Origin of the sequence: Pseudonocardia sp. Ae331_Ps2 (genome assembly GCF_001932405.1) — a bacterium.
Classification (GTDB): domain Bacteria; phylum Actinomycetota; class Actinomycetes; order Mycobacteriales; family Pseudonocardiaceae; genus Pseudonocardia.
On sequence record NZ_MCIM01000001.1, the window covers coordinates 2,845,043 to 2,871,409 of the forward strand.

Consider the following 26,367-nt stretch of genomic DNA (forward strand, 5'->3'; position numbering starts at 1 on the left):
CAACCCGCGCGACGGAGAGGTGCATCACGTGCGGATCGGGGAGCTGTCCCGTGCGACCGGAGCCAGTCCCCGGTCGCTGCGGTACTACGAGGAGCAGGGACTGCTGCGCCCTCGTCGCGACGACTGCGGGTACGGGCACCGCCGGTACGACGCCGACGCGGTCGACACCGTCCATGCGATCAGAGCCCTTCTCGCCGCGGGAGTGCCGACCGGACTGATCTACGACCTGCTGCCCTGTGCGCAGGGGCCGGGACCGCAGCTGGAGCGGTGCGCCGAGCCGATGGTGCGGGAGCAGCTCGCCCGGGTCGACGCTCAGGTCGCGGCGCTGACCGAGGCCCGCGACCGGCTGCGCGCGGTCCTCGACATGGTCGGATAGCTCATCCCCGGAACCCGCCCGTCGGCCGCAGTACCGCCGCGGCGGCGGTCGCGAGCGTGCCGGCCTCGAACGGGAGGCGCGTCCGGTCGCCCGGCAGAGCGCGTTCGGTCAGCAGGCCGGAGAGCACGGTCAGGAGGAAGCGGGCATGGTGCTCGAGCCCGCCCGGGGCGAGCTGGCCCTCCTCCTGCAGGACGGCCAGCCACTTCTCCATGCGGTGCACGGCGAGCCGCTCGAGGGCCAGGTAGGTGTGGGTGGCGTCCTCGGACGGCGGGGTCGCGATGTAGGCCTCGTACTGGGCGCGCCAGTGTGCTCGCGCCTGTTCGCCCGTCCCGACCTGCGACACCATCAGTTGCAGGCAGGCCACCAGACGTTCGGCGGGCGTCCGGGTGGCGTCCTGCATCGGGTCCTCGGGCAGGTCGATGTCGTGGATCCCGGCGACCACGGTGTCGATCAGCTCGCGCTGGGTCGGGAAGAAGTGCCGCAGCGACCCGGTGCTGACCCCGGCCCGGGCGGCGACCGCCCGCACGCTCAACCTGGCCGTCGGGTCCTCGCCGAGCATGCTCGCCGCTGCGATGAGGATCTTGTCCCGCGTGCTCCGGGCCATCGGCCTCCTCGCTCCGTCCGGTGGTCGTCGACGCTTGTCTATCACACTGTGCTAGCTTCGATCGCGACTAGTACAGCGTGATAGTCGCGAACGGCGGCGATGCAGGAGCTCCCAGCGGGAGCTCCTGGCCCCTCGGCCGGATGTGTCGATCGCGTACCGGACGACGAGGAGTAGACGGATGACCACCCCCGACCGACCCTGGCTGCTCCAGGAGGACCGGCCTGCACCGACTCCCGGCGTGCCGGCCGGGGTCGAGTACCACCGTGTCCACACGGGCGAGAGACGACGCGTCCTGCGCGGGCTCGTCGCGATCGGGCTGCTCGTGGCCGGGTTCGTCGGGTTCGCGGTCCTGTTCCGGAGCCTGTCGGAGATCGTCGACGCGGCGCTGTTCGACCGCTCCGGACCGTCCACCCCGCTGCGCCAGGCCGCCGGTGCGCTGGCGCTGGCGTTGTTGATCCCGTACAGCATGCTGATCGAGCGTGTCCTCTACGGCGTCCCCGCCCGGTCGCTGCACTCGGTGGCGGGGCGATTCCGGTTCGGGGTACTCGGTCGCGCACTGCTGGTGTTCGGTCCGCCGCTGCTGCTCGTGATCGCGCTCGGGATGCCGGCCTCGGTGGACTCCGCGCCGTGGACGACCGCCGATCTGGTCTGGTACTTCGTCATCGGGATGCTGCTGACCCCGCTCGGTGCGGCGGGGGAGGAGTACGGGTTCCGCGGGCTGATGTTCCGGGTGCTCGGGGGCTGGACCCGCGGGGCCCGCTCCGGTGCGGTCCTCGGCATCGTCGTGACCACCGTCCTGTTCTCGCTCGCGCACGGAACGCTCGACCCGTTCCTGTTCGGCTCCTACCTCGTGCTGTTCTCCACGATGGCGATCGTGACCTGGCGGACGGGTGGGCTCGAGGTCGCCGTCGTGCTGCACGGGGTCTACAACGTGACCTTCCTCGTCCTCGGCACGACCTTGCACCTCGACGTCGGGGCGGAGCTCGCGAGCCGGGCGGAGGCGGTCGGCTCATGGGCGAACCTGGTCCCCAGCGCCATGCTGGCCGTCATCACGGCGGTCGTCTGGTGGACGACCCGCAGGGACGGACCCGCGCGGACGCCGGTGACCGGGTGGCCGGCGCGTGGTTCCCGCGCGGTCGAACCGCCCGGAACCCTGCCGGCGGCCACGACCGGGACGCAGCAGCGGTGAGCCCGAGTTGGAACGAACGCCGGCTGACCAGGCGGGCGAAGCCGGGCGACGGGAGACCGCTGAAGCCGTTCCGCTGGTGGCAGATGGTGCGACGCTCGGTGCTGTCGACCACCCTGACCGTCGACGGCCGGCCGGTCGTGCACACCGTCGAGGTCAAGCACGGCGGGGACGCCCACGACGGTGTGGTCCGTGCGCGGCTCTACCTCGACGGCCGTCTCCGGCTGGAGTCCGCGCTCCCGGCGCGCTTTCCCGTCGCGGGCGGTCACATCGAGGTCCGACGGAGCGAGGCGGGGATGCGTCGCTGCCACTTCGTCGGCGACGACGGCACCGTGCAGCGCCTCGTACCCGACCCCCGATCCGCCGAGGGGCGCCGCATGCGGTTCGCGCGGGAACGCCCCGCCGCGAGCGCACTCATCGGAGCCGTGTCCGTCCTGATGCTGCTCATCGGCGTCGGCCTGAACCTGCTGCAGATCGCGGAGCCGATCTCCCGGATCCCACCGATCGCCGCGACCGTCGGCACCTTCGTGTCCCCGGTGCAGCTGCCGCTGTGGCTCAACCTCACCCTCGGCCTCGGCGCGGCCGTCGGCGCCGTCGAACGCGCGATGCGCATGCGTTACCACTGGCTCCTCGACAGCGGCGCCGGCACCTGAGGGCCCACGTGGACGGGGCCGTGGCCCGCACCGCCGGACAACGACACGACGGCCCTCGGGAACAGGAGGAGTCCCGAGGGCCGTCGCCACTGCCGCGGCCTGGTGGCCGGTGCGTCGTGGCTCAGTCGACGCTGTCGCCGGCGCCGCCGGCCTGCGCGCAGGTGTCGGACTGGTCGGTGACCGAGTCGCCGGACTTGGCCTTGGCCTCGCCCAGGATGCCCAGGGCGCCGGTGAGGCCGTTGGCCGCGCCGAGGTCCTCGACCGGGACCTGCACGCCCAGCACGTTGACCGGGATGTTGTTGTTGCAGAACTGGATCGGGACATCGGCGTTGTTGCCGTTCAGGCCCGCGATCAGGCCCTTGGCGTCCTTGTCGATGCCGTCGCCGTGGTGGTGGCCCTCGGCGGCGAACGCCATCGGGGAGATGGCCATCAGGCCCGCCGCGGACGCGGCGACGATGAGCCCAGCCTTCTTCAGCACGTGTTCTCCTGGTGGGTTCGGGCCGCGCCGCCTGTCGTGAGGTCGACGCAACCTGTCCGTGCCGGCACTCGGAAGGGTGGGAGCCCGTACCGGCTACCAGTGAGAATGCGGCACCACGGAAGGTCATCTCAATTCCTGTCACACCATTGTGTGCCGGAACTACGGGGCGTGTGGATACTCGCCAAAACGGCGGAAGAACCGCGATTCGAAACCGGCGACGACGCGCGGCGGCGGTGACGCTGTGCGGCCGCGGACACTCGGCTGGGACGCTGATTGCAGACGCAATGGTGTCTGCGTGCTCGGTGGCGTGAATTCTCGCCGAGAACTGCTACCGACGGTGTTGTAGCCGTATTGCCATATCGGCGGCTATCAGGCGCTCCTCGGCCCGCTGGTAGGTCGCGTCGAACAGGGCCTGTCGCAGGTGGCCGGGCAGGGTGTCGGGAATGCGTGGTGGCCGGTGGAGCCGGTCCATGGCGGATTCCATGGTGTCGCCGGGGTACTCGCGACGCCCGGTGTGGGCTTCGAGCAGGACCAGGGCCAGGGCGTAGACGTCGACGGCGGGTGTGACGGCCTCGCCGGTGACCTGTTCGGGCGCGAGGTAGCTCGCGGCGCCGAGGAGCGTGTTGAGCTGGGTCAGTGCGGTGTAGCCCATGACGCGGGCGCTGCCGAAGTCCGCCAGGCGTGCCCGCCCGGTGCGGGAGCAGAGGAAGATGTTGGCGGGCTTGATGTTGCGGTGTACGACGCCGCGGGCGTGCAGGTGCGCCAGCCCCGACGCGATGTCGACCCCGACCTGTGCCGTCTCCTGCACGGTGAGGGGGCCCTGGTCGAGTCGTGCGGCCAGGGTCCGGCCCTCGACGAGCTCGGAGACCAGGTAGGGGCGGCCGGTGTCGACGCCTCCGTCCAGCAGTCGCACGAGGCTCGGATGGGACAGGTGCTGCATGGCGCGCAGCTCGCGGCGTTGCCGGTTCAACCCGGTGACGTCGCACCTGTCGAGGAGCAGTTTGACCGCGACGGCCCGATTCCCCGGTGGGTCCCAGGCTCGATAGACCGTCGCGGTGGACCCGCTACCGATGTGGGTCGCGAGGATGTAGCGCCCGGCGACCACATCGGTCGCCGGGACCGGTGACTCCGTCACTGCCATGGCACACTGTGCAGGCGACGTGCCCCGCAGTGTCCAGACCCTCGGCAGAAGTTCACGCTAGCGAGCGGAGAACTGCGTCCCGGATTCCAGCGCCGCGGTGCCGGTCTCGGTCACGGTGATCACATGAGTGGTGTCGCATTCGCTGCAGCTCGGTGGTTCGAGAGCGGGGCGGCCCTTTTCCCCGGCTCGGCGGAATGGATCGGGACGTCGACATGGCGAACGACGGCGGGTTCGGCCGCAGGCGGGCTCGACGGGCCAACGCTCCGGCCGGACCGGCTCGGGTCAGACGCGGTGGGCGGTGATGGCGTCGGTGTAGAGCTGCTGAGCGGTCGAGGCCGCGGTGGGGTAGTCGTCGGCGAGGAGCGCGACGAGGATGTCGACGACGGCGAGGTGGACGAGGCGGCTGGCCGTCGCTTCCAGGCCGTGTCGTTCGGGGGCACCGGCGACGACCGCGTGGCGGCAGAGCTCGGTGAACGGGGAACGCAGGTAGCTGGTGACCCCGATGGTGACGGCCCCGCTCTCGGTGGCAGCGCGCAGTGCGGTGAGGGTCTCCTGGGTCTGACCGGTGTGGCTGATCGCGAGACAGCATCCCCGGGGGCCCAGTGTGCGGGCGGCGAGGTGCTGCTGGTGCGGGTCGGTCAGTACTTCCGTGCGCACGCCGAGCATGCGTAGCCGGTATCCGGCATCGGCCGCGATCGGCGCGGACGTGCCCACCCCGGCGACGAGGACCCGCTCGGCCCCGCGCAGCAGGCGGACGATCTCGGCCAGCACGGCGTAGTCGAGGGAGCCGGGCAGCTGCTCGAGCCCTGCGGTCGCCGCGGCGAGGACGGCGCGCACCGTGTCGGTCGGGGTGCCGGGGGCCCGCACGCCTGCGTCGGCACTCGATGCGGTCTCGGCCGCCAGGCGGAGCTTCAGGTCGTGGAAGCCCTTCAGGCCGAGGTTGTCCTGGCAGAACCGCACGACACTCCCGACGGAGGTGTCGGTGCGGTCGGCCAGCTCGCTCACGGTCAGCCCCACGATCTCGGCCGGAGCGGCGAGCACGGCGTCACCGATCCGGGCTCCGGTCGGCGACAGGCTCGGCCGCAGCGCGCGGATGCGGGCCGTGACCGTGCCCACCAGGGCGAGTGCCGGACGCGCGTCGGTGTCCGGGGCGACGGGGGGAGGAACCGGTCGGGCCATGACTCGACCCTATGCGGACCGTCGCCCGACTTCCGCGGGTTCCACCGAAACCGGTGGGAAGTTCCATCCATCGTTCACCTCCGCTGAGGACGGAGTTTCATCGCGGTCCCTAGCTTCGGAGGGCGTGATGACGAGCCGCACAGACCGTGTTCTGACCACCCACACCGGCGGTGGATTCGACCCGATGCACTTCGTCGCGAAGCTGCGCGGTGAGGACCACACGGCACTGCCCGCGTACACCCTCGCCGAGGGTCCCCTGGCCCTGGGAGCGGTCGTGCTCGACATCGACCCCACTGGCGCGACCACGGCGATCACCCGCATCAGCTGAGCCCGCAGGCCGCGGAGCCCCTCGGGGCCGGGTCCGGGGCGGGGTGGAGGTGTGCTCCGGCGCGGGCCGGTCAGCCCACCAGGAGCCTGGGGAGCAGGTACACCACCGAGAACGCCTCGTAGTAGGCCCCGATCACGAGAATGACGATCGTCGGAAGCGCCAGCCAGGCGAGGCGCTGGAGGCCGATCACGTACGCGCGACGACGTGTGTCCACTCCGAGATAGCTCGGACGGATCCACCCGCGACCGAGCTGGTACACCCCGAACATGACGACGGCGTACCCGAGGAGCTCGATGAGGAGGGTCAGCGAGTGCGGGATGAGCACGGTCGCGGTCGTCGCATCGGTCGGTGCGATCGAGACGCCGACGTTGAACATGTACAGCGTGATGACGGGGATGCCGAGGAACGGCACGATCAGCGAGGGGATCACGATGCCGCCGACGGCGGCCACGAAGAGGTTGATCAGAAGGATCGTGGTCCCGAAGAGCCAGGGGTTCGTGATCATCGTGTTGACGAGCTCGTCGGACACCCCGCCGGCGACCAGCGTGGGCAGCTCGAGGCCGGGGAACAGGATTCCGGTTCCCATGCCGAGCAGCAGTGCTGCGAAGATCAGCACGACGAGCAGCGTCAGCCCGCGCGGGTCCGAGCGCAGGATCTCGATCGGTCTGCGGATCAGGTTCATGACGTCCTCTCACAGTGGTGGATGGTGCGATCGCAGCCCGGGCGCGTCTCGGTGCGGTGCCCGGTCCGGCGGAGGCCGATGAGGGGCTAGAAGCGGCGCACCGCGCTGCCCTGGTCCACCGGGAGCACGGCGCCGCTGATCCAGCGCGAGGCCGGGCTCGCAAGATAGAGGACGGCGTCGGCGACATCGGCGGGTTCGACCCAGGGTTCACCCATGGGCATGAGGGCACGGAACACGTCCGTGCAGTCGTCGAGGGACGGGGCGGCCAGGTCGGGCCGGAACACCCGGAGCTGTCCGGTGTTCTCGGTGACCATCGGGGTGTTCACGATCGAGGGGGCGATCACGTTGACCCGGATGTGGTCGGACGCGACCTCGTTGGCGACGGACGCGGCGAACGCGACGACGGCGCCCTTCGTCGCGACGTAGTCCGAGAGGCCGGGAGCGTTCTTCAACGCGGCCGCGGAGCTGGTGATGATCACCGATCCACCGCGTCCTCCGGCCTTCAGATGGGGGAGGGCGGCGGCGACCGTGTGGAAGACCCCGGTGAGGTTGATCCCGATGACGTCCGCCCACCGGTCGTCGGAGATGGACGAGACGTCGCCTGCCGGTGGGGAGACGCCGGCGTTCGCGACCACGATGTCGAGTCGCCCCCACTCCGAGACCGCGCGGGCCAGCAGGGATTCCACACCCGCGCGATCGCGGACGTCGATCGCGGACACCATGACTCGTCGTCCGAGTGCCTCGATCTCGCGACGCACGTCGTCGAGGTCCGCCGTCCCGCTCATCGGGTAGTCCATCGTGTCGACCGGCGCCGCGCGGTCGAGGCCGACGATGTCGGCCCCGTGCGCGGCGAGGGCGAGGGCGTGTGCGCGGCCCTGTCCACGCGCGATCCCGGTCACGAATGCCACGGATCCTGCGAGCATGTCTGTCGTCTCCGTTCATGGGGAGGTCTAGGGGTGTGTGCGGGTGTCCCCGGGCCCGCTCCGCGGGCGATCGCGGACGACGGTGGCCTGGCCACCGTGCTCAGCTGCCGCAGTGCGAGTCCTGCGGCGGGGTCGTGAGGTCGATGAGGTGGTCGGTGACGGCCGTGTCGACGCAGGCGTTGCCGCCGTAGAGGGCGATGCCGTGCTGCGCCGCATCGACGGTCAGCAGGCTGCTGCCCAGTCGGCGGGCCAGAGTGACGCCGCCCTGGTAGGGGGTGCCCGGGTCGTCGGTCAGCGAGACGACCAGCGTGGGTGGCACCCCGGCCGGGTCGGTGAGCCACGGGGTGGGTCGGCTCGGCGGCTCGGGCCACCCCTCGCACTCGTAGTGGGTCGGTCCGCCGGGGCGGCCGGGGTCGAGGAACGGGGCGGCTCGTCGCGCCTGGTCCCGCAGCTCGGTCTGCTCGGCGGGGCTGCGGGGGTTGTCCATGCAGCGGATGGCGAGGTTGGCGTCGATGTGGGTGGATCCGCCGTAGTGGCCGTCGGGGCCGCGCCCGAGTGAGGAGTCCCGCAGGGCGAGCAGCGTGTCGCCGCGGCCCGCGGCCAGTTCACGGAGCCCCTGGAGGATCTGCGGTCGTTGGGCGGGGGAGAACAGCGAGCTGTACACGGCCTGGGTCATGTCGGCGTAGGTGAGCCCGCGGCCGGCGGCGGTGGGGGCGGGTCGGTCGAGCAGGGGGCGGGTGAGGTCATGGAAGACCTCGGTCGCGCGGGCCGGGTCCGTGCCCAGCGGGCAGTCCGGCTCGGTGGCGCAGGCGGCGGCGATGTCGTCGAAGGCCTTCTGCCAGGCCTCGAACTGGGTCAGCCGGAACTGCGGTTCGGACTTCTCGGGGTCGACGGCCCCGTCGATGACCATCGCGCGCAGGTTCTGCGGGAACGCCTGGGCGTACATCGCACCGAGCTCGCTGCCGTAGCTGTAGCCGAGGTAGGTGAGCTTCTCGTCGCCCAGCGCGGCGCGCAGGACGTCCATGTCCTGGACGACGTTGCTGCTCCCGACACTGGTCAGCTTCTCCACACCACCGGTGGCCTCGGTGCACCGGACGGCGATGTCCCGGGCCCTCTCGCTGTCGGGGACGTCGAAGAGGTAGGTCGAGGGCGGTACGCCGCGGTCGGTCTCGGCGTCGGTGAAGCAGTCCACCCGCGGTGTCGACGCGCCGACCCCGCGCGGGTCGAATCCGATGACGTCGAAGCGCTCCCCGACCGGGACGTTGTCCCAGACCGGCCCCAGGGACGCCACGAAACTCGCCCCGGATCCGCCCGGCCCGCCCGGGTTGACCAGCAGTGATCCGATCTTCTCGCCGCGTGCCTTCGCCCGGAGCAGGGCGACCTGTCCGCGCGGGCCGTCGGGGTCGGCGTAGTCCAGCGGGACCTCGACGCGCGCGCAGTCGAAGCGGTCGTTCGCGTAGACGGCCCGGTCGGCCGCCGAGGTCGCGAAGGAGTCGCAGGGCTGCCAGGTGATCTGCTGGTCGTGGAAGGCGGCCAGCTCCGGCGCCGGTGCGGTCGCGGCCGTGGTGGCTGCGCCCGGTGGGGCGGGGGCGCCGCAGGCGGCGAGCGCCGTCAGCGACACGACCCCCAGGGCGAGCCGGAGCAGGTGCGAGCGGAACATGCCGTCTCCTCGGGTCGAGAATGTCGGCTTCCATCGCACCTGCCCACGCGCCGGTGGCACAGTGGCACGAGGTCACCGCAGCACATGACGCCGTGTCACTACCGTTGCCGAGGAGCGTGCCGGACCGTTGACGACCATGAAGCTGCTGGACCTGATCCTCACCGCTCTGACCATCGTCTCCGTGACCGTCGTCGTCGCCTACTTCGGACTGGCCTACGACACCGGGCTGTTCACCGTGCTGCCGGAGTCGATCACCGGGTTCTTCCTGCGTAACGACGCCCTCCAGTGGGTGGCGGTGGTCGTGCTCGTCGTGGGGCTGGTGGGCAAGCTCCTGGTCGGGCGCATCCTGAAGCGCCGCCGCCTGGAGCCGACGCGGGCGTGAGCGACATCAGCACGGGGAGCCCCATGACCGAGCCCGAGACCGAGACCGGCGGGACCGGCCCTGCCGGTGTCGACCCGGCCGTGACCGACAGGGGCGCCGGTGCGGACGTGGGTACCGCGGCCGCCCGGGTGCGGCGGGCCGCGATGTTCACCGCGCTCGCCGCGATCGCTCCGCTGTGCGTCGTCGGTGTCGCGCTCACGGCCAGCACCCGGTTGGAAGGTCTCATCGTCGCCGTCGGGCTGGTCCTGGCCCTCGGCGTGCTCCGGGAGTGGAGCCTCGACGGCTACACGCGCACCGCCGTGTTCACCCTGGCCTTCACGGGTGTGAACTGGCTCGTCGCCGCCCTGACCGCCGCCAGCCCGATCACCTTCGTGCCCTTCGCCCTCATCGGGTCACTGCTGGCGTCCGGCCGCCGGCGACACCGGAAGCTGTGGGTCGGTGCGCTCGCCGTGGTCGTCGCGGCAGCGGGTGCCACGGCGCTCCTTCCCCGGCCGCCCACGGTGCCCCTCGTCGGCCAGTACGTGCTCCTGCCTCTGCTCGGCACGCTGTTCGTCGCCGGTGTCATCGTGGTCTGCGAGTACGGGTGGACCGTCGTTCGACGTCTGGAGCGGGCCCGGGAGACCGAGCGCGAGCTGGCGATCGCCCACGAGCGGATGCGCTTCGCAGGCGACCTGCACGACATCCACGGGCACTCGCTGCACGTCATCAAGCTCAAGGCCGCGTACGCGCAGACCCTCGTCCGCAGCGGTGACACCGCGGCGGCCGAGGCCGAGCTCGCCGAGATCCGTGGACTCGCCGCCGACGCCATCACGAGCACCCGCGAGCTCGCCCACGCACGCCACCAGCTCAACCTGCCCGCCGAGCTGGAGAACACCCGCCGCCTCGGCGAGGCCGCCGGCATCGCGGTCGAGATCCGGTACGACCCCGACGCCGACCGGGCCCACCCGCTCCTGGCGCAGGTGCTGCGCGAGGCCACGACCAACCTGCTCCGCCACGCCCACCCGCGCACCGTCGGCATCACCGCATCCAGCACTCGGATCGAGATCACCAACGACGGCCTCACCGCGGACGCGGACCCCGAACCCGAGCTGAGCGGGCTCGCCCGTCTGCGGGACCGTCTCGTCGCCGCCGGCGGCGACCTGCACGTGAGCACCACGCGGACGACGTTCTCCGTCGCCGCCCACCTCGACCGGTCCGCCGTCGGCGACCACCGCGACACGGGCCCGGGGACGGAGTCCCGATGACCGACCCGGCGATCGCCCGCATCGTTCTGGCCGACGACGAGAAGCTGCTGCGCAGCGCGATGGCGGCGCTGCTGCCCCTGGACGGGACGATCACGGTCGTCGCGCAGGCGGAGGACGGCGAGCAGGCGGTGCGCGAGACACTGGACCACCGTCCCGACGTTCTCGTCATCGATCTCGAGATGCCCGGTACCAACGGCCTCGACGCCGTCGCCCGCATCCGGGAGCACCACCCCGACCAGCCCGTCCTGATGCTCACCCGCCACGCCCGCCCGGGAGTCCTGCGCCGTGCGCTCAAGCTCGGGGTGCAGGGGTTCATGAGCAAGAGCGCCGACCCCGAGGACATCGTCCGGGTGATCCACGAACTCCGCGCCGGACGGCGCTGGATCGCCCACGAGGTCCTCGAGGCCTCCGTCATCGACGACTGCCCCCTCACCGACCGCGAGATCGAGGCACTGACCGAGACACGCGAGGGCTACTCCGTCGCGCACATCGCCCGCCGCCTCCACCTCGCCCAGGGGACCGTGCGCAACTATCTGTCCAGCGCGATGCAGAAGACCGGCACCCACACCCGCCACGACGCCGCCCGCCACGCCCATGAACACGGCTGGCTGTGACGGCCGAGGCCCTCGGCCCCGCTGTCGGGGCCGCGTCGGGCAGGCAGACGGTCTGCCGCTGACGGCTCGGTCAGCGAGTGCTCCTACGACCGTCGATCACGCCCCTCGCGGCTCGCGGAGCTCACGCTTGAGGATCTTGCCGGTGGGGTTGCGGGGCAGTGCGTCGATCAGTTCGACGATGGAGGGGCACTTGTAGTGCGCCAGCCTGTCGCGGCAGTAGGCGATGAGCTCGGCGGGATCCGGGGTGCTGCCCGGCTGCGCCACCACCACGGCCTTCACCGTCTCACCCCACTTCTCGTGCGGTGCGCCGATCACGGCGACCTCGGCCACCTGCGGGTGTGTGGCCAGCACCCGCTCGACCTCCGCGGGGTACACGTTCTCCCCGCCGGAGATGATCATGTCCTTGACGCGGTCCTCCAGGAACAGGTACCCGCTCTCGTCGACCCGCCCGGCATCGCCGGTCCGCAGCCAGCCGTCGACGAAGACGTCCGCGGTGGCGTCGGGCTTGTTCCAGTAACCGGCCATCGCCTGGTCCGACCGGACCCAGAACTCTCCGACCTGTCCGTCGTCGACGTCCTCGCCCGTCGCCGGGTCGACCACCCGGACGACGCTGCCCGGCAGCGGGCTGCCGGCCGAGGCGAGCAGGTGGGTGCGCTCGGGATCGCGGTGCTCATCCGGCCCGAGCACGCAGAACACCCCGGACAGCTCCGTCATCCCGTAGACCGAGTACAGGGGAGTGTCGAGCGTGGCGAGGGTCTTCTGCATGAGGGACGCCGGCATCGGCGACCCGCCGTAACCGAGGACCCTCAGCGAGGACAGGGCGGTCCGTGCCCGGTCCGGTTCGGCGAGGAGCATCCCGACCACCGCCGGGACGAAGAAGGCGTGGGTCGCGCGGCGCCGTTCGACGAGGTCGAGAATGGCGTCGGGGATCATCTCGCGTACGACGATCGTGCGGCTGCCCGTGTACATGCTGCCGAGCGCCCAGCTGGTGCCGCCGACGTGGAACAGCGGCATCGCGACGACGTTGACCGTGGACTCGTCCATGTCGTAGGCACGACCGACGGCCACGGTGTGGGCGGTCATGCTGCGCTGGGTGAGCAGGGCGCCCTTCGGCCAGCCGGTCGTCCCCGAGGTGTAGAGCTGCAGGAAGCAGTCGTCGTCGGTCGCGGGATGGCGGTCGGCGTCGGCGAGTGGCGTGGCCGCGGCGAGCCACTGCTCGTACTCGTCGGACTCGCCGCCGAGCACCACGACCGTGGCCAGACGCGGCAGCGTGTCGCGCAGGGCGGCCACCGTGTCGGCGAACTCGACACCGACGACGGCGAGCACCGCACGCGAGTCGTCCACCACGTAGGCCAGCTCCTCGGGTGCGAGCCGGAAGTTGACGACCGCGTTCGCGGCACCGATCAGGGACGCCGCCAGGGTCAGCTCGAGACAGGCCGGGTGGTTCTTGTCGACCACAGCGATCCGGTCTCCGGGGGCGACCCCGGCCGAGCGCAGCGCGCCCGCGGCCCGGCGGACGCGCTCGTCGAGCTCCGACCACGTCCAGGAGCGGTCACCGAAGGCGAGTGCCTCCGTGTCCGGGGCCTTGGCGAGCCAGCGCTCGACGATGCCGTAGATGTGCGGCAGCTCCGCGGTCATGGGGCCTCCTCGGTGAGGTCAATCGGACGGACCGTACGTGCGGTCGATCTGGCGGTGGGGCAGTGCCACACGACGTCGGGAGCCGAGTCGGCGGCGGAAGGCGGGCACCGGCGCGCTCGTCGCCTGCCCGGATCGGGGCTCGCCGCCGGTCAGGCGGCCGGCCCGAGCATCACGGGCAGCTCGCGGTAGCCGTTGATGAAGTGGGAGCGGAACCGGGTGGGCTCACCGGCCACGCGCAGCTCGGGGAAGCGGGCGAACAGGCGCCCGAGCAGCACCCGCGCCTCCATCCGCGCGAGGCTGCTGCCCAGGCAGAAGTGGGCGCCCACTCCGAAGGCCAGGTGCTGGGTGGGGTTGCGGTCGATGTCGAAGCGCTCCGGGTTCGGGAAGACGGCCTCGTCCCGGTTGGCGGAGGCGTAGAAGATCACGACCTTGTCCCCGGCCGTGATCTCCTGCCCGCCGAGCCGGGCGTCGGCCACCGCCGTGCGCCGGAACTGGATCACCGGCGGATGGAAGCGCAGGATCTCCTCGATCGCCGGCTTGAGCAGGTCGGGCTCCGCGCGCAGCCGGGCCCACTGGTCGGGGTGTGCGTCGAGGGTGAGGACGGCCCCGGTGAGCAGGTTCCGGGTGGTCTCGTTGCCGGCGATCATCAGGAGCTGGAAGAAGCGCTGCAGCTCGTCGAGGGTGAGCCGCTCTCCGTCGACCTCGGCGTTGACGATCAGGCTCCACACGTCGTCGCCCGGATGCGCTCGCCGGATCTCCGTCTGCCTCTCGGCGTAGGCGAACATCTCCATGAACGCGGCGAGGAAGGCCGGCCGCCCGCCGTAGGCCGGGTCGTCCAGGCCGACCATCCGGTTGGTCCAGCTGTAGAGCAGGTGACGATCCTCGGCCGGCACGCCCAGCAGCTCGGCCAGGACGAACAGCGGCAACTCCGACGACACCTGCTCGACGAGGTCGATCTCGGTGTCGGGCGCCAGCCCGTCGACGATCTGCGCGGCGTAGCGGTCCATGGACTCGAACATCCCGTTGACCATTCTCGGGGTGAAGACCTTGCTGACGATCTTGCGCAGCTTCGAGTGGTCCGGCGGGTCGATGTTGAGCATCATCTGCTGCAGCGCAGCGAGATCGCGCGGGCGCTGATCGCGCAGGAACGTGGCGCCGGCGTGCGAGGAGTAGATCTCCGGGTGCCGGGAGACCTCGACGACGTCGGCGTGTCGGGTCACCGCCCAGAAGCCGGGACCGCCGTCGAAGCCCTCGTAGGCGGGCTCTTCGACCCACGCGACCGGTGCCTCGCGCCGGAGTCGGGCGAACTCCGGGTAGGGCAGCCCGGCGGCGTAGGTGTCGGGATGGCCGAGGTCGACATCCGCGGTCGGCACCGCTGTCTTCGTTGACGCCACGTGGTACTCCAGAGATTGACCGTCCGTACGGTCACTTTATGGTGCGACATCGGTGATCGGAAGGCAAGCTGTACCTCGTCGGCGGTTCAGGCGGTCGGTGAATCCCGGTCGGAGTTCGACGCCGGGTGTTCGCGGATCCGGGCCAGGGTGCTGCGCGCAGGTCTCAGGAGGCCTGTGCGGAATCCTCCGGCACGACCGCGTCGCGGACCGCCTCGCGCATGGATCGCGCGGCCGTTCCCTCGGCGGAGGCCAGGTCGGGCAGGGCGCTGCGGTCGACGAGCAGGCCCCCGAGCACCAGGTCCACCAGGGCCGTCCCGATCTCCTCCACCGACTTGCTGCCCTCCGGGGTGAACCAGGTCCAGGCCCACTGTGCGGACCCGAACATCAGCAGGGCGTCGACTCCGGCGTCCACCGGGCGGAACACCTGGGAGTCGACGCCCGCCTGGATCACCCCGCGCACCCGGGCGAGGTAGCGCTCTCGCAGCTCCCGGCCCTTCGCCATCGCCGGCTCGTCCGCGAGACGGGCGATCTCTCGCTGGAACGCGACCGTCGCTGTCCGGTCCTCCACCTGGTAGTAGACGAAGGCGTGCAGGATCGCCGCGAGTTGGGTCTCCGGCTGGTTCAGGCGCTTCAGGATGAGCTCCAGCTCGGCGATCCTGCGCTCCATGTAGGACTCGTGCAGGGCGGCGAGAATGCGTTCCTTGGTGCGGAAGTGGTGCACGATCGTGCCCTTCGACACCCCGATCTCGGCGGCCACGGTGCCGAAGTTCGTGCCGTCGTACCCGACCTCCGCGATGTGCCGCGTGAAGGCGTCGAGGATCTCCGCGTAGCGGCCTGCGCCTCGAGGCATGTGTCGCGTCTCCCGCCGTCATGTGTCGCCGTGCGCAGGGCGCGCTCGGGTCTCCCGAGCTTAACCGTACGAGCGGTCGGGTCGGGTTCGCCGACGTGTCCCGACGACGCGGGCTCGCTGCTCGTCATGCCGCGTGGTCGGTGCGAACCGTGCGCCCGTGCAGGGGCGCGCGGCGGGCGTCACGCGACGTCGCCGGACCGGGCGTCGATGCCGGTGAGCAGGGTGACGAGCTGCCCGATGGCGGTGTCGCGGTCCATCGGGTGCCGCAGCGGTACGTCCGGGTGCAGCCGGTAGCGGTTGCCCCGTCCCTGGCGCGTGCGCTCCAGGTAACCCGCCTCGACCAGGTCGGCCACGATGCGCTGCGCCGCCCGCTCGGTGATGCCCACCATGTCGGCCACGTCGCGCAGTCGCGCCTCCGGGTCCCGCACCACGCACAGCAGTACGTGGGCGTGGTTTGTCAGAAACGTCCACCGCTGCATGGCATCCACTGTACCGACCCCGAGGTAACGCTTGTCACGCTTCCCAATACGCGTTATCTGTGTCGTACTAACCATGTCGCGTATTAGAACACGTGTAAACGACAGCGTGCTTGGGAGGTGGGTGTCATGGGCGACGACGAGATGGCGCACCTGTGCGGGACCGTGCCGGGGGCGTCCGGTCGGGTGGCTGACGCCGAGACGGCGCGCTCGGATCGGGAAGGTGCGCGGGGATGACGGGGATGATGCTGCTCGCCGTCGTGGCCGTACCCGCCGTCGCGGCCGCGGCCGGGTCGTTCCGGTGGCTGCGGGGTCGGGCACCCGTGCTGGGCGCCGCAGCGGCGCTGGTGGCCACCGCACTGGCGGGAGTGCTGGCCGTGACGGTGATGGTCGGCGGGCCGGTCGACATGGTGCTGGCCGACCCCGACGGGCAGGCACGGGCCGGGCTGGTCGTCGACCACGTCGGCGCGGTCGTGCTGTTGCTGGTGTGCACGGTCAGCGCCGTGGTCCAGGCCTTCGCCCGCCGCTACCTGCACGGTGACCCGGCTGCGGCCCGCTTCGTCGTCGCGGCGGGGGCACTGACCGCTGCGACCGCGGCGATGGTGACCGCGGCGACCCTGGTCACCCTCGCGGTGGCGTGGACGCTGAGCGGGGCGATCCTGTGCCGGCTGGTGGGCATGTACCGCCCGGCGCCCTCGGCCGTCGAGGCCACCCGCCGCACCGCACGCGCGTTCCTCGTGGGGGACGTCGTGCTGTGGCTCGGGGTCGGTCTCGCGGTCCTGTCGTGGGGGGATCTCGATCTGCGTCACCAGGACGACGCCGCCGTCGGCGGCGTGGTGGGCACGGTGGTGGCCTGTTCGCTGGTGATCGCCGCGGCCGTGCGGTGCGCGCAGATGCCCTGGCACCGCTGGCTGCCCGCGACCCTGGCGGCGCCGACCCCGGTGTCGGCGATGCTGCACGCCGGTGTGGTCAACGCCGGCGGGGTGCTGCTGGTGAAGCTGTCGCCGATCGTCGGCGCGTCGCCGGTCGCGACGCACCTGGCGTTCGCCTTCGGAGCCGTCAGCGTCGTGGCCGCCACCACGATCATGCTCGCTCGCCCCGACATCAAGGGTGCGCTGGTGCACTCCACGATCGGCCAGATGGGGTTCATGCTCGTCACCTGCGGGCTCGGCCTCTACGCCGCGACGGTGGTGCACCTGGTGGCACACGGGCTGTTCAAGGCGGCACTGTTCCTCGGCTCGGGGACCGCGGTGCAGCGCCATGTGACCCACACCCTGGCTCCACCCGCGCCTCGGCTGACTCGTGCGCGGACGGTGCAGGTCGCAGTGGTCGCCGGGGCCGTCGCCGTCGCGGCGGTGGGGGTCGCGGCCTGGTTGCTCCCGCTGCATGCCGGCAGCGCGGCGTTGCTGGTCTTCGCCGCGGTCACCGCCGCGCGGCTGGCATGGGGCTGGCTGCGTCGTCACCCGACCCCCGGTGCCCTGGTCGCGGCCATGATCGTGGTGCCGGGTGCGGCCGTGGCATACCTGGCCGTGGTGGACGCGGTCACCGTGATCCTCGCGCCGAGCCTGCCCGCGATGGAGCCCGCCGCGGTGTCGGCCTGGGCCCTGGTGGCCGTGCTCGCCGTGCTGGTGACGGCGGCGCTGCTGTTCCAGCTGGCGCCCGCGATCGGTCTCGGCCCCTGGCGCGATCGCCTGTACGTGGCGGCGCTGTCCGCCGGCCAGCAGCGCACGCCGACCACCGCCCCGACGCACCTGCCGCGGCCGGTACCGGTCCCACGACCGGCGCCTCGGCCGGAAGGGGCGCGGGCATGACCCGCCGTTCACCGGCCGCTGGGCGCAGACGGCGCTTCCGGTTCCCCACGCCCGCACAGATCGCCGACGGTCCCGTCGTGCTCGCTCAGAAGGGTTCGCAGCCATGACCACCAGCCCCGCCACCGATCTGGACCTCGATGCGGTGACCGACGTCGTCACGCGGGCGGAAGCAGTGCGTGCCGAGATCGCCGACGCGGCCGCGTTCCTGGCCTCGACCTGGCCATTGGCCGACTTCATCGCCGTCAACCCGTTGTTCGGCCTGCTGGACCGCCCGTTCACCGAGGCGGCCACCCACGCCGGGGACCTGCTGGGCGCGCGAGCCACCCCGGACGAGACCTGGCTGCGGGCCGCGTGGCAGCGCGGCCGGATCACCGACGACGACCTGCGCGCTGCGCTGACCCGCCGCCACCCCGCGGTGCTGCGGCGGAGGCCGCTCACCCTCGGAGACCGTGTCCACGACCCGGTCGACCTGCTGCTGGCCGACCTGCAGCGGGGCATCGCCTGCCCCCCCGCCGCACCGGCGGGCACGCACCGCCGCAGAGGCACTGGCCCCCGACCTCGCCGGTCTGCTCGACACCCACACGATCCAGTGGTGCTCGGCCTTCCTGGACGAGGGCCAGGCCACCTGGCGGATGCCGGGCCGTGACCGCGGCTTCTACCCCGCGTGGCGAGCACTGGCCGCCCATGACACGACCCTGCCCCGGCCGGTGCGGGAGCGGCTGCGGCACCTGCCCGAGCGCGCCGAGGAAGCGATCCTGGAGGCGCTGGCCGCGCTCGGTGTCCCGGACGACCGGAGGACCCACTACCTGCAGGCCCACCTGACCCGTCTCCCCGGCTTCGCCGCCCACGTCCGGTGGCGCGGGGAGCAGGCGGACGAGGGCATCGACCTCGTCGACTACCTCGCGCTGCGGTTGAGCGCCGAAGCCGCGATGCTCGCCAGCACCCATTCCCACGGCACCGCCTGGGCCCTGGCCCGCACCGACCGGTCCGAGGTCGGGCAGGCCACCGTCGATCCGCTCGGCCGGGCCCAGCACCTGCTGTCGGCGTTGGAGATCACGGGTACCGACGCCGCCCAGCGCACCGCGCTGGCGGAGCTCCTCGACGAGCTGCCGGTGCGTCAGCGGGCACTCGTCTGGCTGGACGCCTACGAGGACCACTACCGCAGCCGGCTGCTGCGCCTCCTCGACCGCCCCCTGCCCGAGCAGCCCGACGCCCGGCCGCAGGCGCAGGTGGTGTGCTGCATCGACCCTCGTTCCGAAGGGCTGCGCCGGCACCTGGAGACCCTCGGGAACTACCGGACCCTGGGCTTCGCCGGGTTCTTCGCCGTCGCCATGCGGTACCGCGACCTCGCCGGGGGCACCGCGCGGGCCCAGTGCCCCGGCCCGATCGCTCCCCGGCACACCGTCACCGAGCTTCCCTCTCCCGGCCGGCAGCGGGCGGCCGAACGGTCACTGGCCGGGCGGCGGGTCCTCGCCGCGGCCGAGAACTCCCTGCACGCCGCCAAGGACGACCTGGTGGCGCCGTTCGTGCTCGCCGAAGCCGCCGGGTGGCTGGCCGGACCACTGGCCGCGGCCAAGACCTTCGCCCCCGGTGCCGCCGGTGCCGCCCGCTCGTGGTGGGCCCGCCGCATCGCTCCCGCCCCGCAGACCGAGATCTCGGTCGCCGACGACCTCACCGTCGCCGAACGGGCCGCGACCGCCGAGACGATGCTGACGTTGATGGGCCTGACCGGCGGCTTCGCACGGCTGGTGGTGCTCTGCGGGCACGGTGCGCACACCGACAACAACCCGTACCAGGCGGCACTGGACTGCGGCGCCTGCGGCGGCCACCCCGGAGGCCCCAACGCCCGCACCGCCGCAGCCCTGCTGAACGATCCGCAGGTCCGCCTGCACCTGGCCGACCACGGCATCTCCGTCCCCGGTGACACCTGGTTCGTCGCGGCCGAGCACGACACCACCACCGACACCGTCCGCCTGCTCGACACCCACCTCCTGCCCGACACCCACCGCCCCGACGTCGACGCACTCACCGCCGACCTCCGCACGGCCGGTGCCTGGCTGGCCGCGGAACGGTGCGCCGTCCTGCCGGGAGCCCCGGTGCGCGCCCAGCCCCGGCGCGCGGCACGCCACACCCGTGCCAGGGCCCGGGACTGGGCCCAGGTCTTCCCGGAGTGGGGGCTCGCCGACAACGCCGCCTTCATGATCGCGCCCCGCGCTCGCACCCGCGGCGTCGATCTGCGGAGCCGGGTGTTCCTCCACGACTACGACGCCGACCTCGACCCGACCGGCTCCGTCCTGGAGACCATCCTCACCGCGCCGCTGGTCGTCGCGCACTGGATCAACAGCCAGTACTACTTCGCCGCCGTCGACCAGGACGCCTTCGGCGCGGGCAGCAAGGCCCTGCACAACGTCGTCGGCGGTGGCCTGGGGGTGATGTCCGGTCCCACCAGCGACCTCCGCGCCGGCTTGCCCTGGCAGTCCCTGACCGACGGACACCACGTCCGGCACGAGCCGCAACGTCTGCTCGCCCTCGTGCAGGCGCCGTTGTCCAGGCTGGACACCCTCATCGCCCGCCACACGGTGCTGCGCCAGATGTTCGGCAACGACTGGGTCGCCCTCGCCGCACAGGAGCACGCCGACGGCCCGTGGCACCGCTACACCCCCGGTGGGTGGCAGCCCTGGCATCCCGGTACCGACGCCCCGGCCGCGACGCCCCGCGCAGCCCACCCGTAGCCGCCGCGCCCGGGCTCCCTCGGGCCGCGCCGTCCGCGATGCCCGGCGCGGCCCGTCCCGGGGCTCGAGTGACCGAACGACATGAAGGAAGAGAGGGTCCGATGACCGCGCTTCTCCTGATCCCGAGCGTGGCCCATGCGGAGACCGCCGTCGAGCAGGCGAGTGAGTACTGGGTCCACCAGCGGCGCTACCGCGGTGACCCGGCCCGCAACGACGCCCTGCTCGGCATCTGGGTCCGCCGCGAGCTCGACGCCGACCTGCCGGCGCTGTGTCCCGGCGACGACTGCGGGACCGACACCGTCGAGGGCTCCTCGGCAGGGGATCCGTCCGTGGTGCCGGTGGGAATCCGCACGTCCTCCGCGGTGTCGGGGCTGTGGTCGATGTGCTGGCTGGACGGCCCCGCCCTGCGCGATGCGCACGACCCCCATCAGCGACGGCGCCGGATCCTCGATCTCCTGGTGCAGCCGGCCGCAGCCGTGTGCAGCACGCCGGGAGAGTTCTTCCCGGTCTTCGCACGGACCGACTCCCGGGAGTGCATCGACGCCCATCTCACCGAACTCGGCAGCCGCTATCCGTACCTGATCGCGTCGCAGTGGTACGTGGACGACCCGGAGCAGGGCATCAGCGCCCGATGAACCAGTGTGATGCGCTGCCACGACGAGCAGTCATCGGGCCGGCGGCCTGCCAGGAGCTGGTCAGGAGGGGTCTCGCCGATCGGCGAACGCCGTTTCGATCGTCTCCTTCATGAGTGCCACGGTGGTACGCATGGTGCTGGTGGCGTAGTCGACGACCGACGCGGGCGCGAACTCGGTGGTCCAGACGAGATGCACTCCCTCCTCGTCCTCGCGCACGGTCTGTGACCCCAGGTGGTGCGTCAGCGGCCCGCCCTCGGTCGCTCGGTAGGTGAGCCTTCGTGCGCCATCGTCGACCTCGACGATGCGCTCGGTGATCTTCATGTCATCGGCGAACGTCACCGTCCTGCTGTCCGGTTCCCTTTCCACGTGCAGAGCGAATCCCGGGAGGAGCCGGGTGTCCACTGCATAGACATCGCGCACGGCATCCCACGCGAACTCCGCGCTGGCATCGACGACGACATCGACCGTCACCGAACTCACGCCGGCTTCTTCGTAACGAACCTCCATGAGCAAGGTCATGGTGTTCCTCCTTCTCTCTTCTGATCGTCTGCTGCGGTGCGGGCCGTCACCGGCCCGGGTCGGTGCGGCTGGTGCTCCCCGGGGAACGTCAGGGCACCATCACGACCCGGCCGATTCGGCCGCGCTGCTCGGCGTAGCGGTGCGCGGCCGCAGCGTCGGCCAAGGGGAAGACGCGGTCGATCACGGCTTCCAGCTCGCCGTTCGCGATGCGGCGGACGAGGTCCGCCATGTACGCGTGGACCCGGGGCTCATGGAGAAGGGAGGCGAGCCCTACTCCGTGGAGCGTCGTGTTGCTGCGGATCAGGTTCACGACGTCGACCGTGCTCTCTTCGCGGGAAGCCGTGCCCAGCGGGACGATGTGCCCGCCGTGACGGGTGGCCTCGATCAGCTGCTGGAGCAGCGATCCCCCCACACAGTCGACGGCCAGGTCGACACCGCGACCGCCGGTCAGGGCCAGGACACGGTCACGGACGTTCTCGCCTCGGTAGTCGATTCCCTCGTCGAGGCCGTAACGACGCAGCTCCTCGAACCGCGCCGGGTTCGACGCGCTCCCGATCACGCGGGCACCCGCCGTCTTGGCGAGCTGCATCGCTGCCAGCCCGACCCCGCTGGCCGCCCCCTGCACCAGCACGGTGTCGCCGCTCGTGAGACGGCCGCGCTCGAACAGCGCCTCGTAGGCGGTCGAGAAGGTGACCGGCACCACGGCCGCCGCCTTCGGATCGACACCGTCCGGCAGTACCCAGCAGTGCTCGGGACGTACGACGCGCAGTTCGGCGTGGGAACCGGCCGGCAGTCCATGGGCCTGCCCGAAAGCGCAGACCTTCTGGCCGACCTCCAAGCCCGTGACCGCGGAGCCCACCGCCACGACCTCACCGGCACTGCTGTAACCGAGGACGAACCCGTCCGCCGGAGGGGGGACGAGGAGACGGCACATCAGGTCGCCGCCCTCGATGCTGATGGCCTCCGTCCTGACCAGAACCTCGTCGGTGCCGGGGACGGGGTCCGGCACGTCCTCGCAACTGAGCACTTCGGGGCCGCCGTTGCGGCGGTAGACAGCTGCCTTCACTCTTCAGGGCCTCTCTGGGGGTTGGGACGGCCGGCGGCAACGCCCTGCGGCGAATGCCGTGTCGGTCGACTACGGGTGGCCGTGGGCGCGCTCGGAGACGGGGGCCCATGCATCCCAGGTGGACAGGCGCGCGGCGTAGTGGCTGCGGACCTTGGGCAGGGCCGACTTGCCCAGAATCAGCCGGAGCGGGGGCTCGGCGGCATCGACCGCTGCCAGCACGGCCGGCGGCGTGGCGGCGGGGTCGCCGACGGCCGCGGGGTCGAAGTCCGCGTACAGGGCCTGGCGGGCCTCGTCGTAGGCGGGGTTCTCGGGTGACGCCTTGAGGGAGGTGGGGGACGAGAACTCGGTGGCATAGGGCCCGGGTTCGATGATGGTGACCTTGATGCCGAGGTGGGCGACTTCCTTCGACAGGGCCTCCATCATCCCTTCCAGCGCCCACTTGGAGGCGTTGTACAGACCGAGGGTCGCCTCACCCATCAGTCCGCCCTGGCTGGACACCGCCAGGACATGGCCGCCTCCCTGCGCGCGCAGGAAGGGAAGCGCCGCCTGCGTCACCCAGAGCGTCCCGAGCAGGTTGGTGTCGAGCAGCTCCCGCACATCGGCCTCCTGGACCTCCTCGAGGGCACCGCGGAGGCCGTGACCGGCGTTGTTGACGATCACGTCGAGTCGTCCGAAGTGGTCGTGGGCGGCGGCCACGGCGTCGAACACGGCGCCGCGCCGGGTGACGTCCAGCGGCAGGACCAGCAAGGAGCTGGGGTACGCCGCGGCCAGCGCCTCGAGCCTGCTGTCGTCGCGCGCGGTCGCGGCGACCTTGTCGCCCCGCTGTAGCGCGGCCTCTGCCCACAGCCGGCCGAAGCCGCGTGAGCAACCGGTGATGAACCAGACCTTCTCGGTCATGTGTGTCTCCTGTTCTTGTAGCGGGGTCCCGTCGGTGCCGGCCGCGTCGAACCCCTCCGGACCGGTGTTGGCGCTCATGCCGCCGCTCCTCCCAGGACGGACGGGGGGTTCGAGAGGGGCGAGGGCATGGCCGTTCCTCTCCACCGTCGACTAACAGTGTTAGTCGTTCTGCTCGTTAGACTAACACTGTTAACCGAAAGATGTGGAGGGGCATCCTCCCGGCGCTGCGGCGCCGGGCCATACGGCAGGAGCCCGGGCGGGCACATACGGTGCACACGGCGAGGAGGTGGCCATGGAGCAACAGGTCAGACGGGTGCCCAATGTGCGGGGCGAGGGGGAACGGCTACGGCAGGAGATCCTCGACGCGGCGACCCGCATCCTGGAGGAGACGGGACGCGAGGACGCGCTCTCCCTGCGAGGAGTGGCCCGCGAGGTCGGCATCTCAGCGCCCAGCGTCTATCTGCACTTCAAGGACAAGACCGAACTGGTCGCCACCGTGCTCGACGCCGCCTACTGGGCGCTGGCCGCAGCGATGGGCGAGGCGGGGAAAGCGGCCGCCGCGGCCGGCGCCGCCCCGTGGGAGCGGATAGGCGCCACCGCCGCCGCCTACCGCAGATTCGCCATCGACAAGCCCCGTCGGTACCGGCTGATGTTCAGCCTGGAATACGAACCCGAGCGTCAGTCCTCCGCCGACACCCCTCTCGGCACCGTGCTCCAGGCGTGGACCCACGCCGTGGACACCTATCTCGCGGCGATCGCGCCCGGCCGGCGATCGGAGGCGGAGACCATCGGCATCCACCTGTGGACCGCCTCGCACGGCCAACTGGTCCTCTGGCACACCCTGCCAGGTCACCACACCAGCAGCGAGGACATCCTGATCGAACTGGAACAGTCGTTGCTGCACCGGCTGCTGCCCATACCGGCCCCTCAGCCCTCGACCCCGACGCTCGACGCCGCACACAGCCGGCAAGGCAGTTGAGAACGCCGCACCGGACTGCGATGCGGTCCTCGTCACCCGGCGCTCCGGCGTCAGGTGTGATGGGGGAGGGGTACGAGCACGCCTTTCGCCAGCTGGGCGGTCCTCGCAGCGGTCGGAGGATCCCGGGGATGCCGCATCTCGGCGGCCCGGAGTCGGCTTCCGTGCGCAGCCATCAGGCTCGAACGGCAGCCCCGGGTGCTTCGGGCATGGCTACCGGCGTGCGGACGCATGCCACATCGGAACAGGGCTACGCGTCGTTGCTCGGCTTCGGGGGGACGTGGCGGTGCAGGAACTCCACCTGGTCTGCGACGACGGTGCTGAACAGGGGTTCGACGTAGGGGTCGAAATGGCCCCCGTCGTAGATGCGAACGGTCGAGTTCGGGATCCGGGCCGCTGCGCTCTCGGCGACTCGTCGGGGGGTGATCGTGTCCTGCGCGACGATCTGGACCAGGACCGGGCACTCGATGTTCCCGGCCCAGCGCCGGGGCGAGTAGAAGCCGATCTTCAGCGCGATGCGGGCTGCGACGGTGGCCGGGTAGTCGTCCTCGGTCAGCCCCGACTCGCGCAGGAGCGTGAGCATGCCGGGGCGGGCGTCGGGGGAGGTCATCATCGCCGTGTGGCCAGGAGGGCCGACACTGTCGATGAGGACGGGCTCACGACCCAGTCGAGCGGCAACCGCGTCACGGACGCCCGCTGCCGCTGCCCGGAGGGCGGCTCGGGGCTCTGCTGATCTCACCGCTGCCGGGCCGCTGACGTGCGGTACCTGGGCGATCACGGCAGCGAGCGGTTCTCCCCGGCCGGCGATGGTGATGACGTGGCCACCGGCGAACGAGGTCCCCCATGCCACGACGCGGTCGCGGTCGACTCCGTCGAGAGAACGGGCGAAGCGGAGAGCGGCGCGCCAGTCCTCGTGCTGCATGCCGATGTCGAGGAGCTGGCGTGGTTCGCCCCCGCTCTCGCCGAAGCCCCGGTAGTCGAAGACCACGACGACGTACCCGGCGGCGGCGAAGCGTTCGGCGTAGGCGTAGAGGCGCAGCGCGCGTGGTGAACCGAATCCGTGCGCCATGACGACGACGGGCGGTTCGTGGTCGGCGGTGGTCGGCCGGTAGACGCGGGCCGCGCACCGTGTGCCACCGGAGTCGAACCACTCGTCCGACGTTGTGAACGTGGCGCCGAACGGCTCAGTGAGGTGTTCTCAGTAGCGGGTTGATCATGTCGTGCGGTCGTACTCGGTGTGGAGTAGTACGAGCGCAGCTGCGGTGATCGCGCCGGTGCGCCAGGGACATAGCGTGACTCGCCGCAACGCGGCGAAGGTGGTCTTGAGCAGGGCGTTTCCGCGTTCGGCCAGAGCACGAAGGGCTGAGTGCAGGGTGTTGACGGTGCGCTGGTTGACCGTCTGCCCGCGGCCGGGGACGGGTTTGATGGGCACGGTGAGCCGGTCGGCTTCGCCTTCGTAGCCGAGGTCGCCCAGCGCGGCGTGGGTGTCGTCGGTGAACGCGGCCAGGCCCTCGAGCAGCCCGGGGTGGGTACGGGCGCAGCGGGTGTCGTGCTCGCGGCCCGGCCGCACGTCGCTGGTCCATAGCGGCCATCCATCAGGTGCGGTGAGGACCTGGATGTTCCCGCCGTGGCGGCGGTGCTTGCCCGACCACCACAGGTCGACCCCGGGGGTGAGGCCGAGCGCGCGGCACCGGTCGGTGGCGATCAGGGTGCCGTCGAGATTCACGTGGGTGTGCCCGGCTGTGCGGGCGGCGAGCAGGGCTCCGTGCAGGCCGGGTGCGGCCGCGGCGAGGACGTCGATGCCTTCGTGCAGGTAACGGTAGGCCGTTGCAGTGCTGATCGCGTTGTCACCGGCCAAACATCGGACCCGGGTAGCATCACAGAACCAGCGGATCACCAGCACTGCCTGGGCGAACGGGGTCA

General features: G+C 71.5%; 27 protein-coding genes and 1 pseudogene. 12 read left to right on the forward strand and 16 right to left on the reverse strand.

The window, feature by feature from the left end; genetic code table 11:
• Positions 1–28 precede the first annotated feature (28 nt).
• Positions 29–376, forward strand: a complete 348-nt coding sequence (locus Ae331Ps2_RS13650) for a MerR family transcriptional regulator (protein WP_020624239.1) — start codon at positions 29–31, stop codon at positions 374–376.
• A gap of 1 nt (position 377) precedes the next feature.
• On the opposite strand, the gene Ae331Ps2_RS13655 is transcribed toward Ae331Ps2_RS13650, so the two are convergent.
• Positions 378–980: a TetR/AcrR family transcriptional regulator gene (locus tag Ae331Ps2_RS13655; RefSeq protein ID WP_075308506.1), complete on the reverse strand. Its 603-nt coding sequence runs from the start codon at positions 978–980 to the stop codon at positions 378–380.
• A gap of 178 nt (positions 981–1,158) precedes the next feature.
• Here Ae331Ps2_RS13655 and Ae331Ps2_RS13660 point away from each other — a divergent pair, with 178 nt between their 5' ends.
• Together Ae331Ps2_RS13660 and Ae331Ps2_RS13665 are read left to right on the forward strand one after the other, a co-directional pair.
• On the forward strand, positions 1,159–2,169 hold the full coding sequence (locus Ae331Ps2_RS13660; protein ID WP_075308504.1) for a CPBP family intramembrane glutamic endopeptidase: 1,011 nt from the start codon (positions 1,159–1,161) through the stop codon (positions 2,167–2,169).
• Positions 2,166–2,819: a hypothetical protein gene (locus tag Ae331Ps2_RS13665; RefSeq protein WP_075312424.1), complete on the forward strand. Its 654-nt coding sequence runs from the start codon at positions 2,166–2,168 to the stop codon at positions 2,817–2,819. The genes Ae331Ps2_RS13660 and Ae331Ps2_RS13665 overlap by 4 nt, the downstream gene beginning before the upstream one ends.
• Before the next feature lie 121 nt (positions 2,820–2,940).
• Here the strand turns inward: Ae331Ps2_RS13665 and Ae331Ps2_RS13670 are convergent, their stop codons facing one another.
• The 3 genes from Ae331Ps2_RS13670 to Ae331Ps2_RS13680 all read right to left on the reverse strand — a co-directional run bounded on the left by Ae331Ps2_RS13670 (position 2,941) and on the right by Ae331Ps2_RS13680 (position 5,617).
• Positions 2,941–3,297: a hypothetical protein gene (locus tag Ae331Ps2_RS13670; protein WP_020624235.1), complete on the reverse strand. Its 357-nt coding sequence runs from the start codon at positions 3,295–3,297 to the stop codon at positions 2,941–2,943.
• Positions 3,298–3,625: 328 nt separating this feature from the next.
• Positions 3,626–4,438, reverse strand: coding sequence for a serine/threonine-protein kinase (locus Ae331Ps2_RS13675; protein ID WP_083695542.1), 813 nt, complete (start codon positions 4,436–4,438; stop codon positions 3,626–3,628).
• Between the two features lie 282 nt (positions 4,439–4,720).
• Positions 4,721–5,617: a MurR/RpiR family transcriptional regulator gene (locus Ae331Ps2_RS13680; protein ID WP_075308500.1), complete on the reverse strand. Its 897-nt coding sequence runs from the start codon at positions 5,615–5,617 to the stop codon at positions 4,721–4,723.
• Positions 5,618–5,744: 127 nt separating this feature from the next.
• Here Ae331Ps2_RS13680 and Ae331Ps2_RS13685 point away from each other — a divergent pair, with 127 nt between their 5' ends.
• A complete protein-coding gene (locus tag Ae331Ps2_RS13685) occupies positions 5,745–5,945 on the forward strand; it encodes a YmdB family metallophosphoesterase (RefSeq protein ID WP_139318830.1) in 201 nt (66 codons plus the stop codon).
• A gap of 70 nt (positions 5,946–6,015) precedes the next feature.
• Here the strand turns inward: Ae331Ps2_RS13685 and Ae331Ps2_RS13690 are convergent, their stop codons facing one another.
• The 3 genes from Ae331Ps2_RS13690 to Ae331Ps2_RS13700 form a co-directional block, all read right to left on the reverse strand.
• The gene (locus tag Ae331Ps2_RS13690; RefSeq protein WP_075308496.1) at positions 6,016–6,627 is read right to left on the reverse strand and encodes a hypothetical protein; all 612 of its coding nucleotides are present in this window, start codon (positions 6,625–6,627) and stop codon (positions 6,016–6,018) included.
• A gap of 86 nt (positions 6,628–6,713) precedes the next feature.
• Positions 6,714–7,550 carry a mycofactocin-coupled SDR family oxidoreductase gene (locus Ae331Ps2_RS13695; protein WP_075308494.1) on the reverse strand — a complete coding sequence of 279 codons (837 nt, stop codon included), beginning with the start codon at positions 7,548–7,550 and terminating at the stop codon, positions 6,714–6,716.
• 100 nt (positions 7,551–7,650) lie between these two features.
• A complete protein-coding gene (locus tag Ae331Ps2_RS13700; RefSeq protein WP_075308492.1) occupies positions 7,651–9,210 on the reverse strand; it encodes an alpha/beta hydrolase in 1,560 nt (519 codons plus the stop codon).
• 136 nt (positions 9,211–9,346) lie between these two features.
• Here Ae331Ps2_RS13700 and Ae331Ps2_RS13705 point away from each other — a divergent pair, with 136 nt between their 5' ends.
• Genes Ae331Ps2_RS13705 through Ae331Ps2_RS13715 form a run of 3 tightly spaced genes read left to right on the forward strand, consistent with a single transcriptional unit; the run spans position 9,347 to position 11,450 of the window.
• The gene (locus Ae331Ps2_RS13705; protein WP_020624227.1) at positions 9,347–9,592 is read left to right on the forward strand and encodes a hypothetical protein; all 246 of its coding nucleotides are present in this window, start codon (positions 9,347–9,349) and stop codon (positions 9,590–9,592) included.
• Positions 9,593–9,615: 23 nt separating this feature from the next.
• Positions 9,616–10,836 carry a sensor histidine kinase gene (locus Ae331Ps2_RS13710; protein ID WP_075308490.1) on the forward strand — a complete coding sequence of 407 codons (1,221 nt, stop codon included), beginning with the start codon at positions 9,616–9,618 and terminating at the stop codon, positions 10,834–10,836.
• A gap of 11 nt (positions 10,837–10,847) precedes the next feature.
• On the forward strand, positions 10,848–11,450 hold the full coding sequence (locus Ae331Ps2_RS13715; protein WP_086002317.1) for a response regulator transcription factor: 603 nt from the start codon (positions 10,848–10,850) through the stop codon (positions 11,448–11,450).
• Positions 11,451–11,546: 96 nt separating this feature from the next.
• Here Ae331Ps2_RS13715 and Ae331Ps2_RS13720 read toward each other — a convergent pair whose 3' ends face one another.
• The 4 genes from Ae331Ps2_RS13720 to Ae331Ps2_RS13735 all read right to left on the reverse strand — a co-directional run bounded on the left by Ae331Ps2_RS13720 (position 11,547) and on the right by Ae331Ps2_RS13735 (position 15,811).
• Positions 11,547–13,088 (reverse strand): long-chain-fatty-acid--CoA ligase, encoded by a 1,542-nt coding sequence (locus Ae331Ps2_RS13720; protein WP_075329737.1) that lies wholly within the window; start codon positions 13,086–13,088, stop codon positions 11,547–11,549.
• Positions 13,089–13,237: 149 nt separating this feature from the next.
• Positions 13,238–14,461, reverse strand: coding sequence for a cytochrome P450 (locus Ae331Ps2_RS13725; protein ID WP_249265249.1), 1,224 nt, complete (start codon positions 14,459–14,461; stop codon positions 13,238–13,240).
• Between the two features lie 184 nt (positions 14,462–14,645).
• Positions 14,646–15,332 carry a TetR/AcrR family transcriptional regulator gene (locus Ae331Ps2_RS13730; protein WP_020624222.1) on the reverse strand — a complete coding sequence of 229 codons (687 nt, stop codon included), beginning with the start codon at positions 15,330–15,332 and terminating at the stop codon, positions 14,646–14,648.
• 179 nt (positions 15,333–15,511) lie between these two features.
• Positions 15,512–15,811: a winged helix-turn-helix domain-containing protein gene (locus Ae331Ps2_RS13735; protein WP_075308484.1), complete on the reverse strand. Its 300-nt coding sequence runs from the start codon at positions 15,809–15,811 to the stop codon at positions 15,512–15,514.
• Positions 15,812–16,041: 230 nt separating this feature from the next.
• Between Ae331Ps2_RS13735 and Ae331Ps2_RS13740 the strand changes: the two genes are divergently transcribed.
• The 4 genes from Ae331Ps2_RS13740 (at position 16,042) to Ae331Ps2_RS13750 (ending at position 20,986) form a co-directional block, all read left to right on the forward strand.
• Positions 16,042–17,619, forward strand: coding sequence for a proton-conducting transporter membrane subunit (locus Ae331Ps2_RS13740; protein WP_075308482.1), 1,578 nt, complete (start codon positions 16,042–16,044; stop codon positions 17,617–17,619).
• A gap of 103 nt (positions 17,620–17,722) precedes the next feature.
• Positions 17,723–18,265, forward strand: coding sequence for a putative inorganic carbon transporter subunit DabA (locus Ae331Ps2_RS32570; protein WP_212611737.1), 543 nt, complete (start codon positions 17,723–17,725; stop codon positions 18,263–18,265).
• Positions 18,186–20,351: a DUF2309 domain-containing protein gene (locus tag Ae331Ps2_RS13745; protein WP_254864918.1), complete on the forward strand. Its 2,166-nt coding sequence runs from the start codon at positions 18,186–18,188 to the stop codon at positions 20,349–20,351. Before Ae331Ps2_RS32570 ends, Ae331Ps2_RS13745 begins: the two co-directional genes overlap by 80 nt.
• Before the next feature lie 101 nt (positions 20,352–20,452).
• A complete protein-coding gene (locus Ae331Ps2_RS13750) occupies positions 20,453–20,986 on the forward strand; it encodes a hypothetical protein (protein WP_075308480.1) in 534 nt (177 codons plus the stop codon).
• Between the two features lie 60 nt (positions 20,987–21,046).
• Here Ae331Ps2_RS13750 and Ae331Ps2_RS13755 read toward each other — a convergent pair whose 3' ends face one another.
• The 3 genes from Ae331Ps2_RS13755 to Ae331Ps2_RS13765 form a co-directional block, all read right to left on the reverse strand.
• Positions 21,047–21,505 (reverse strand): SRPBCC family protein, encoded by a 459-nt coding sequence (locus tag Ae331Ps2_RS13755; protein ID WP_075308479.1) that lies wholly within the window; start codon positions 21,503–21,505, stop codon positions 21,047–21,049.
• An 88-nt stretch (positions 21,506–21,593) separates the two neighbouring features.
• Positions 21,594–22,571 (reverse strand): zinc-binding dehydrogenase, encoded by a 978-nt coding sequence (locus Ae331Ps2_RS13760; protein ID WP_075308478.1) that lies wholly within the window; start codon positions 22,569–22,571, stop codon positions 21,594–21,596.
• Positions 22,572–22,640: 69 nt separating this feature from the next.
• The gene (locus Ae331Ps2_RS13765; RefSeq protein WP_249265250.1) at positions 22,641–23,546 is read right to left on the reverse strand and encodes an SDR family NAD(P)-dependent oxidoreductase; all 906 of its coding nucleotides are present in this window, start codon (positions 23,544–23,546) and stop codon (positions 22,641–22,643) included.
• A 214-nt stretch (positions 23,547–23,760) separates the two neighbouring features.
• On the opposite strand from Ae331Ps2_RS13765, the gene Ae331Ps2_RS13770 reads away from it, so the two are divergent.
• Positions 23,761–24,447, forward strand: coding sequence for a TetR/AcrR family transcriptional regulator (locus Ae331Ps2_RS13770; protein WP_075312420.1), 687 nt, complete (start codon positions 23,761–23,763; stop codon positions 24,445–24,447).
• Positions 24,448–24,694: 247 nt separating this feature from the next.
• Here Ae331Ps2_RS13770 and Ae331Ps2_RS13775 read toward each other — a convergent pair.
• Both Ae331Ps2_RS13775 and Ae331Ps2_RS13780 read right to left on the reverse strand, forming a co-directional pair.
• Positions 24,695–25,567 (reverse strand): annotated as a pseudogene (locus tag Ae331Ps2_RS13775) (alpha/beta hydrolase); the annotation flags it as partial.
• 90 nt (positions 25,568–25,657) lie between these two features.
• The coding region (locus Ae331Ps2_RS13780; RefSeq protein WP_254864906.1) for a transposase family protein at positions 25,658–26,367 on the reverse strand (710 nt) is incomplete at its 5' end.

What these genes read in the sequence shown, in the direction of transcription:
- Ae331Ps2_RS13655 (WP_075308506.1), bottom strand. Translation starts at nt 980, where the DNA reads ATGGCCCGGAGCACGCGGGACAAGATCCTCATCGCAGCGGCGAGCATG.
- Ae331Ps2_RS13660 (WP_075308504.1), top strand. Translation starts at nt 1,159, where the DNA reads ATGACCACCCCCGACCGACCCTGGCTGCTCCAGGAGGACCGGCCTGCA.
- Ae331Ps2_RS13675 (WP_083695542.1), bottom strand. Translation starts at nt 4,438, where the DNA reads ATGGCAGTGACGGAGTCACCGGTCCCGGCGACCGATGTGGTCGCCGGG.
- Ae331Ps2_RS13680 (WP_075308500.1), bottom strand. Translation starts at nt 5,617, where the DNA reads ATGGCCCGACCGGTTCCTCCCCCCGTCGCCCCGGACACCGACGCGCGT.
- Ae331Ps2_RS13685 (WP_139318830.1), top strand. Translation starts at nt 5,745, where the DNA reads ATGACGAGCCGCACAGACCGTGTTCTGACCACCCACACCGGCGGTGGA.
- Ae331Ps2_RS13690 (WP_075308496.1), bottom strand. Translation starts at nt 6,627, where the DNA reads ATGAACCTGATCCGCAGACCGATCGAGATCCTGCGCTCGGACCCGCGC.
- Ae331Ps2_RS13695 (WP_075308494.1), bottom strand. Translation starts at nt 7,550, where the DNA reads ATGCTCGCAGGATCCGTGGCATTCGTGACCGGGATCGCGCGTGGACAG.
- Ae331Ps2_RS13700 (WP_075308492.1), bottom strand. Translation starts at nt 9,210, where the DNA reads ATGTTCCGCTCGCACCTGCTCCGGCTCGCCCTGGGGGTCGTGTCGCTG.
- Ae331Ps2_RS13705 (WP_020624227.1), top strand. Translation starts at nt 9,347, where the DNA reads ATGAAGCTGCTGGACCTGATCCTCACCGCTCTGACCATCGTCTCCGTG.
- Ae331Ps2_RS13710 (WP_075308490.1), top strand. Translation starts at nt 9,616, where the DNA reads ATGACCGAGCCCGAGACCGAGACCGGCGGGACCGGCCCTGCCGGTGTC.
- Ae331Ps2_RS13720 (WP_075329737.1), bottom strand. Translation starts at nt 13,088, where the DNA reads ATGACCGCGGAGCTGCCGCACATCTACGGCATCGTCGAGCGCTGGCTC.
- Ae331Ps2_RS13730 (WP_020624222.1), bottom strand. Translation starts at nt 15,332, where the DNA reads ATGCCTCGAGGCGCAGGCCGCTACGCGGAGATCCTCGACGCCTTCACG.
- Ae331Ps2_RS13735 (WP_075308484.1), bottom strand. Translation starts at nt 15,811, where the DNA reads ATGCAGCGGTGGACGTTTCTGACAAACCACGCCCACGTACTGCTGTGC.
- Ae331Ps2_RS13740 (WP_075308482.1), top strand. Translation starts at nt 16,042, where the DNA reads ATGACGGGGATGATGCTGCTCGCCGTCGTGGCCGTACCCGCCGTCGCG.
- Ae331Ps2_RS32570 (WP_212611737.1), top strand. Translation starts at nt 17,723, where the DNA reads ATGACCACCAGCCCCGCCACCGATCTGGACCTCGATGCGGTGACCGAC.
- Ae331Ps2_RS13750 (WP_075308480.1), top strand. Translation starts at nt 20,453, where the DNA reads ATGACCGCGCTTCTCCTGATCCCGAGCGTGGCCCATGCGGAGACCGCC.
- Ae331Ps2_RS13755 (WP_075308479.1), bottom strand. Translation starts at nt 21,505, where the DNA reads ATGACCTTGCTCATGGAGGTTCGTTACGAAGAAGCCGGCGTGAGTTCG.
- Ae331Ps2_RS13765 (WP_249265250.1), bottom strand. Translation starts at nt 23,546, where the DNA reads ATGAGCGCCAACACCGGTCCGGAGGGGTTCGACGCGGCCGGCACCGAC.
- Ae331Ps2_RS13770 (WP_075312420.1), top strand. Translation starts at nt 23,761, where the DNA reads ATGGAGCAACAGGTCAGACGGGTGCCCAATGTGCGGGGCGAGGGGGAA.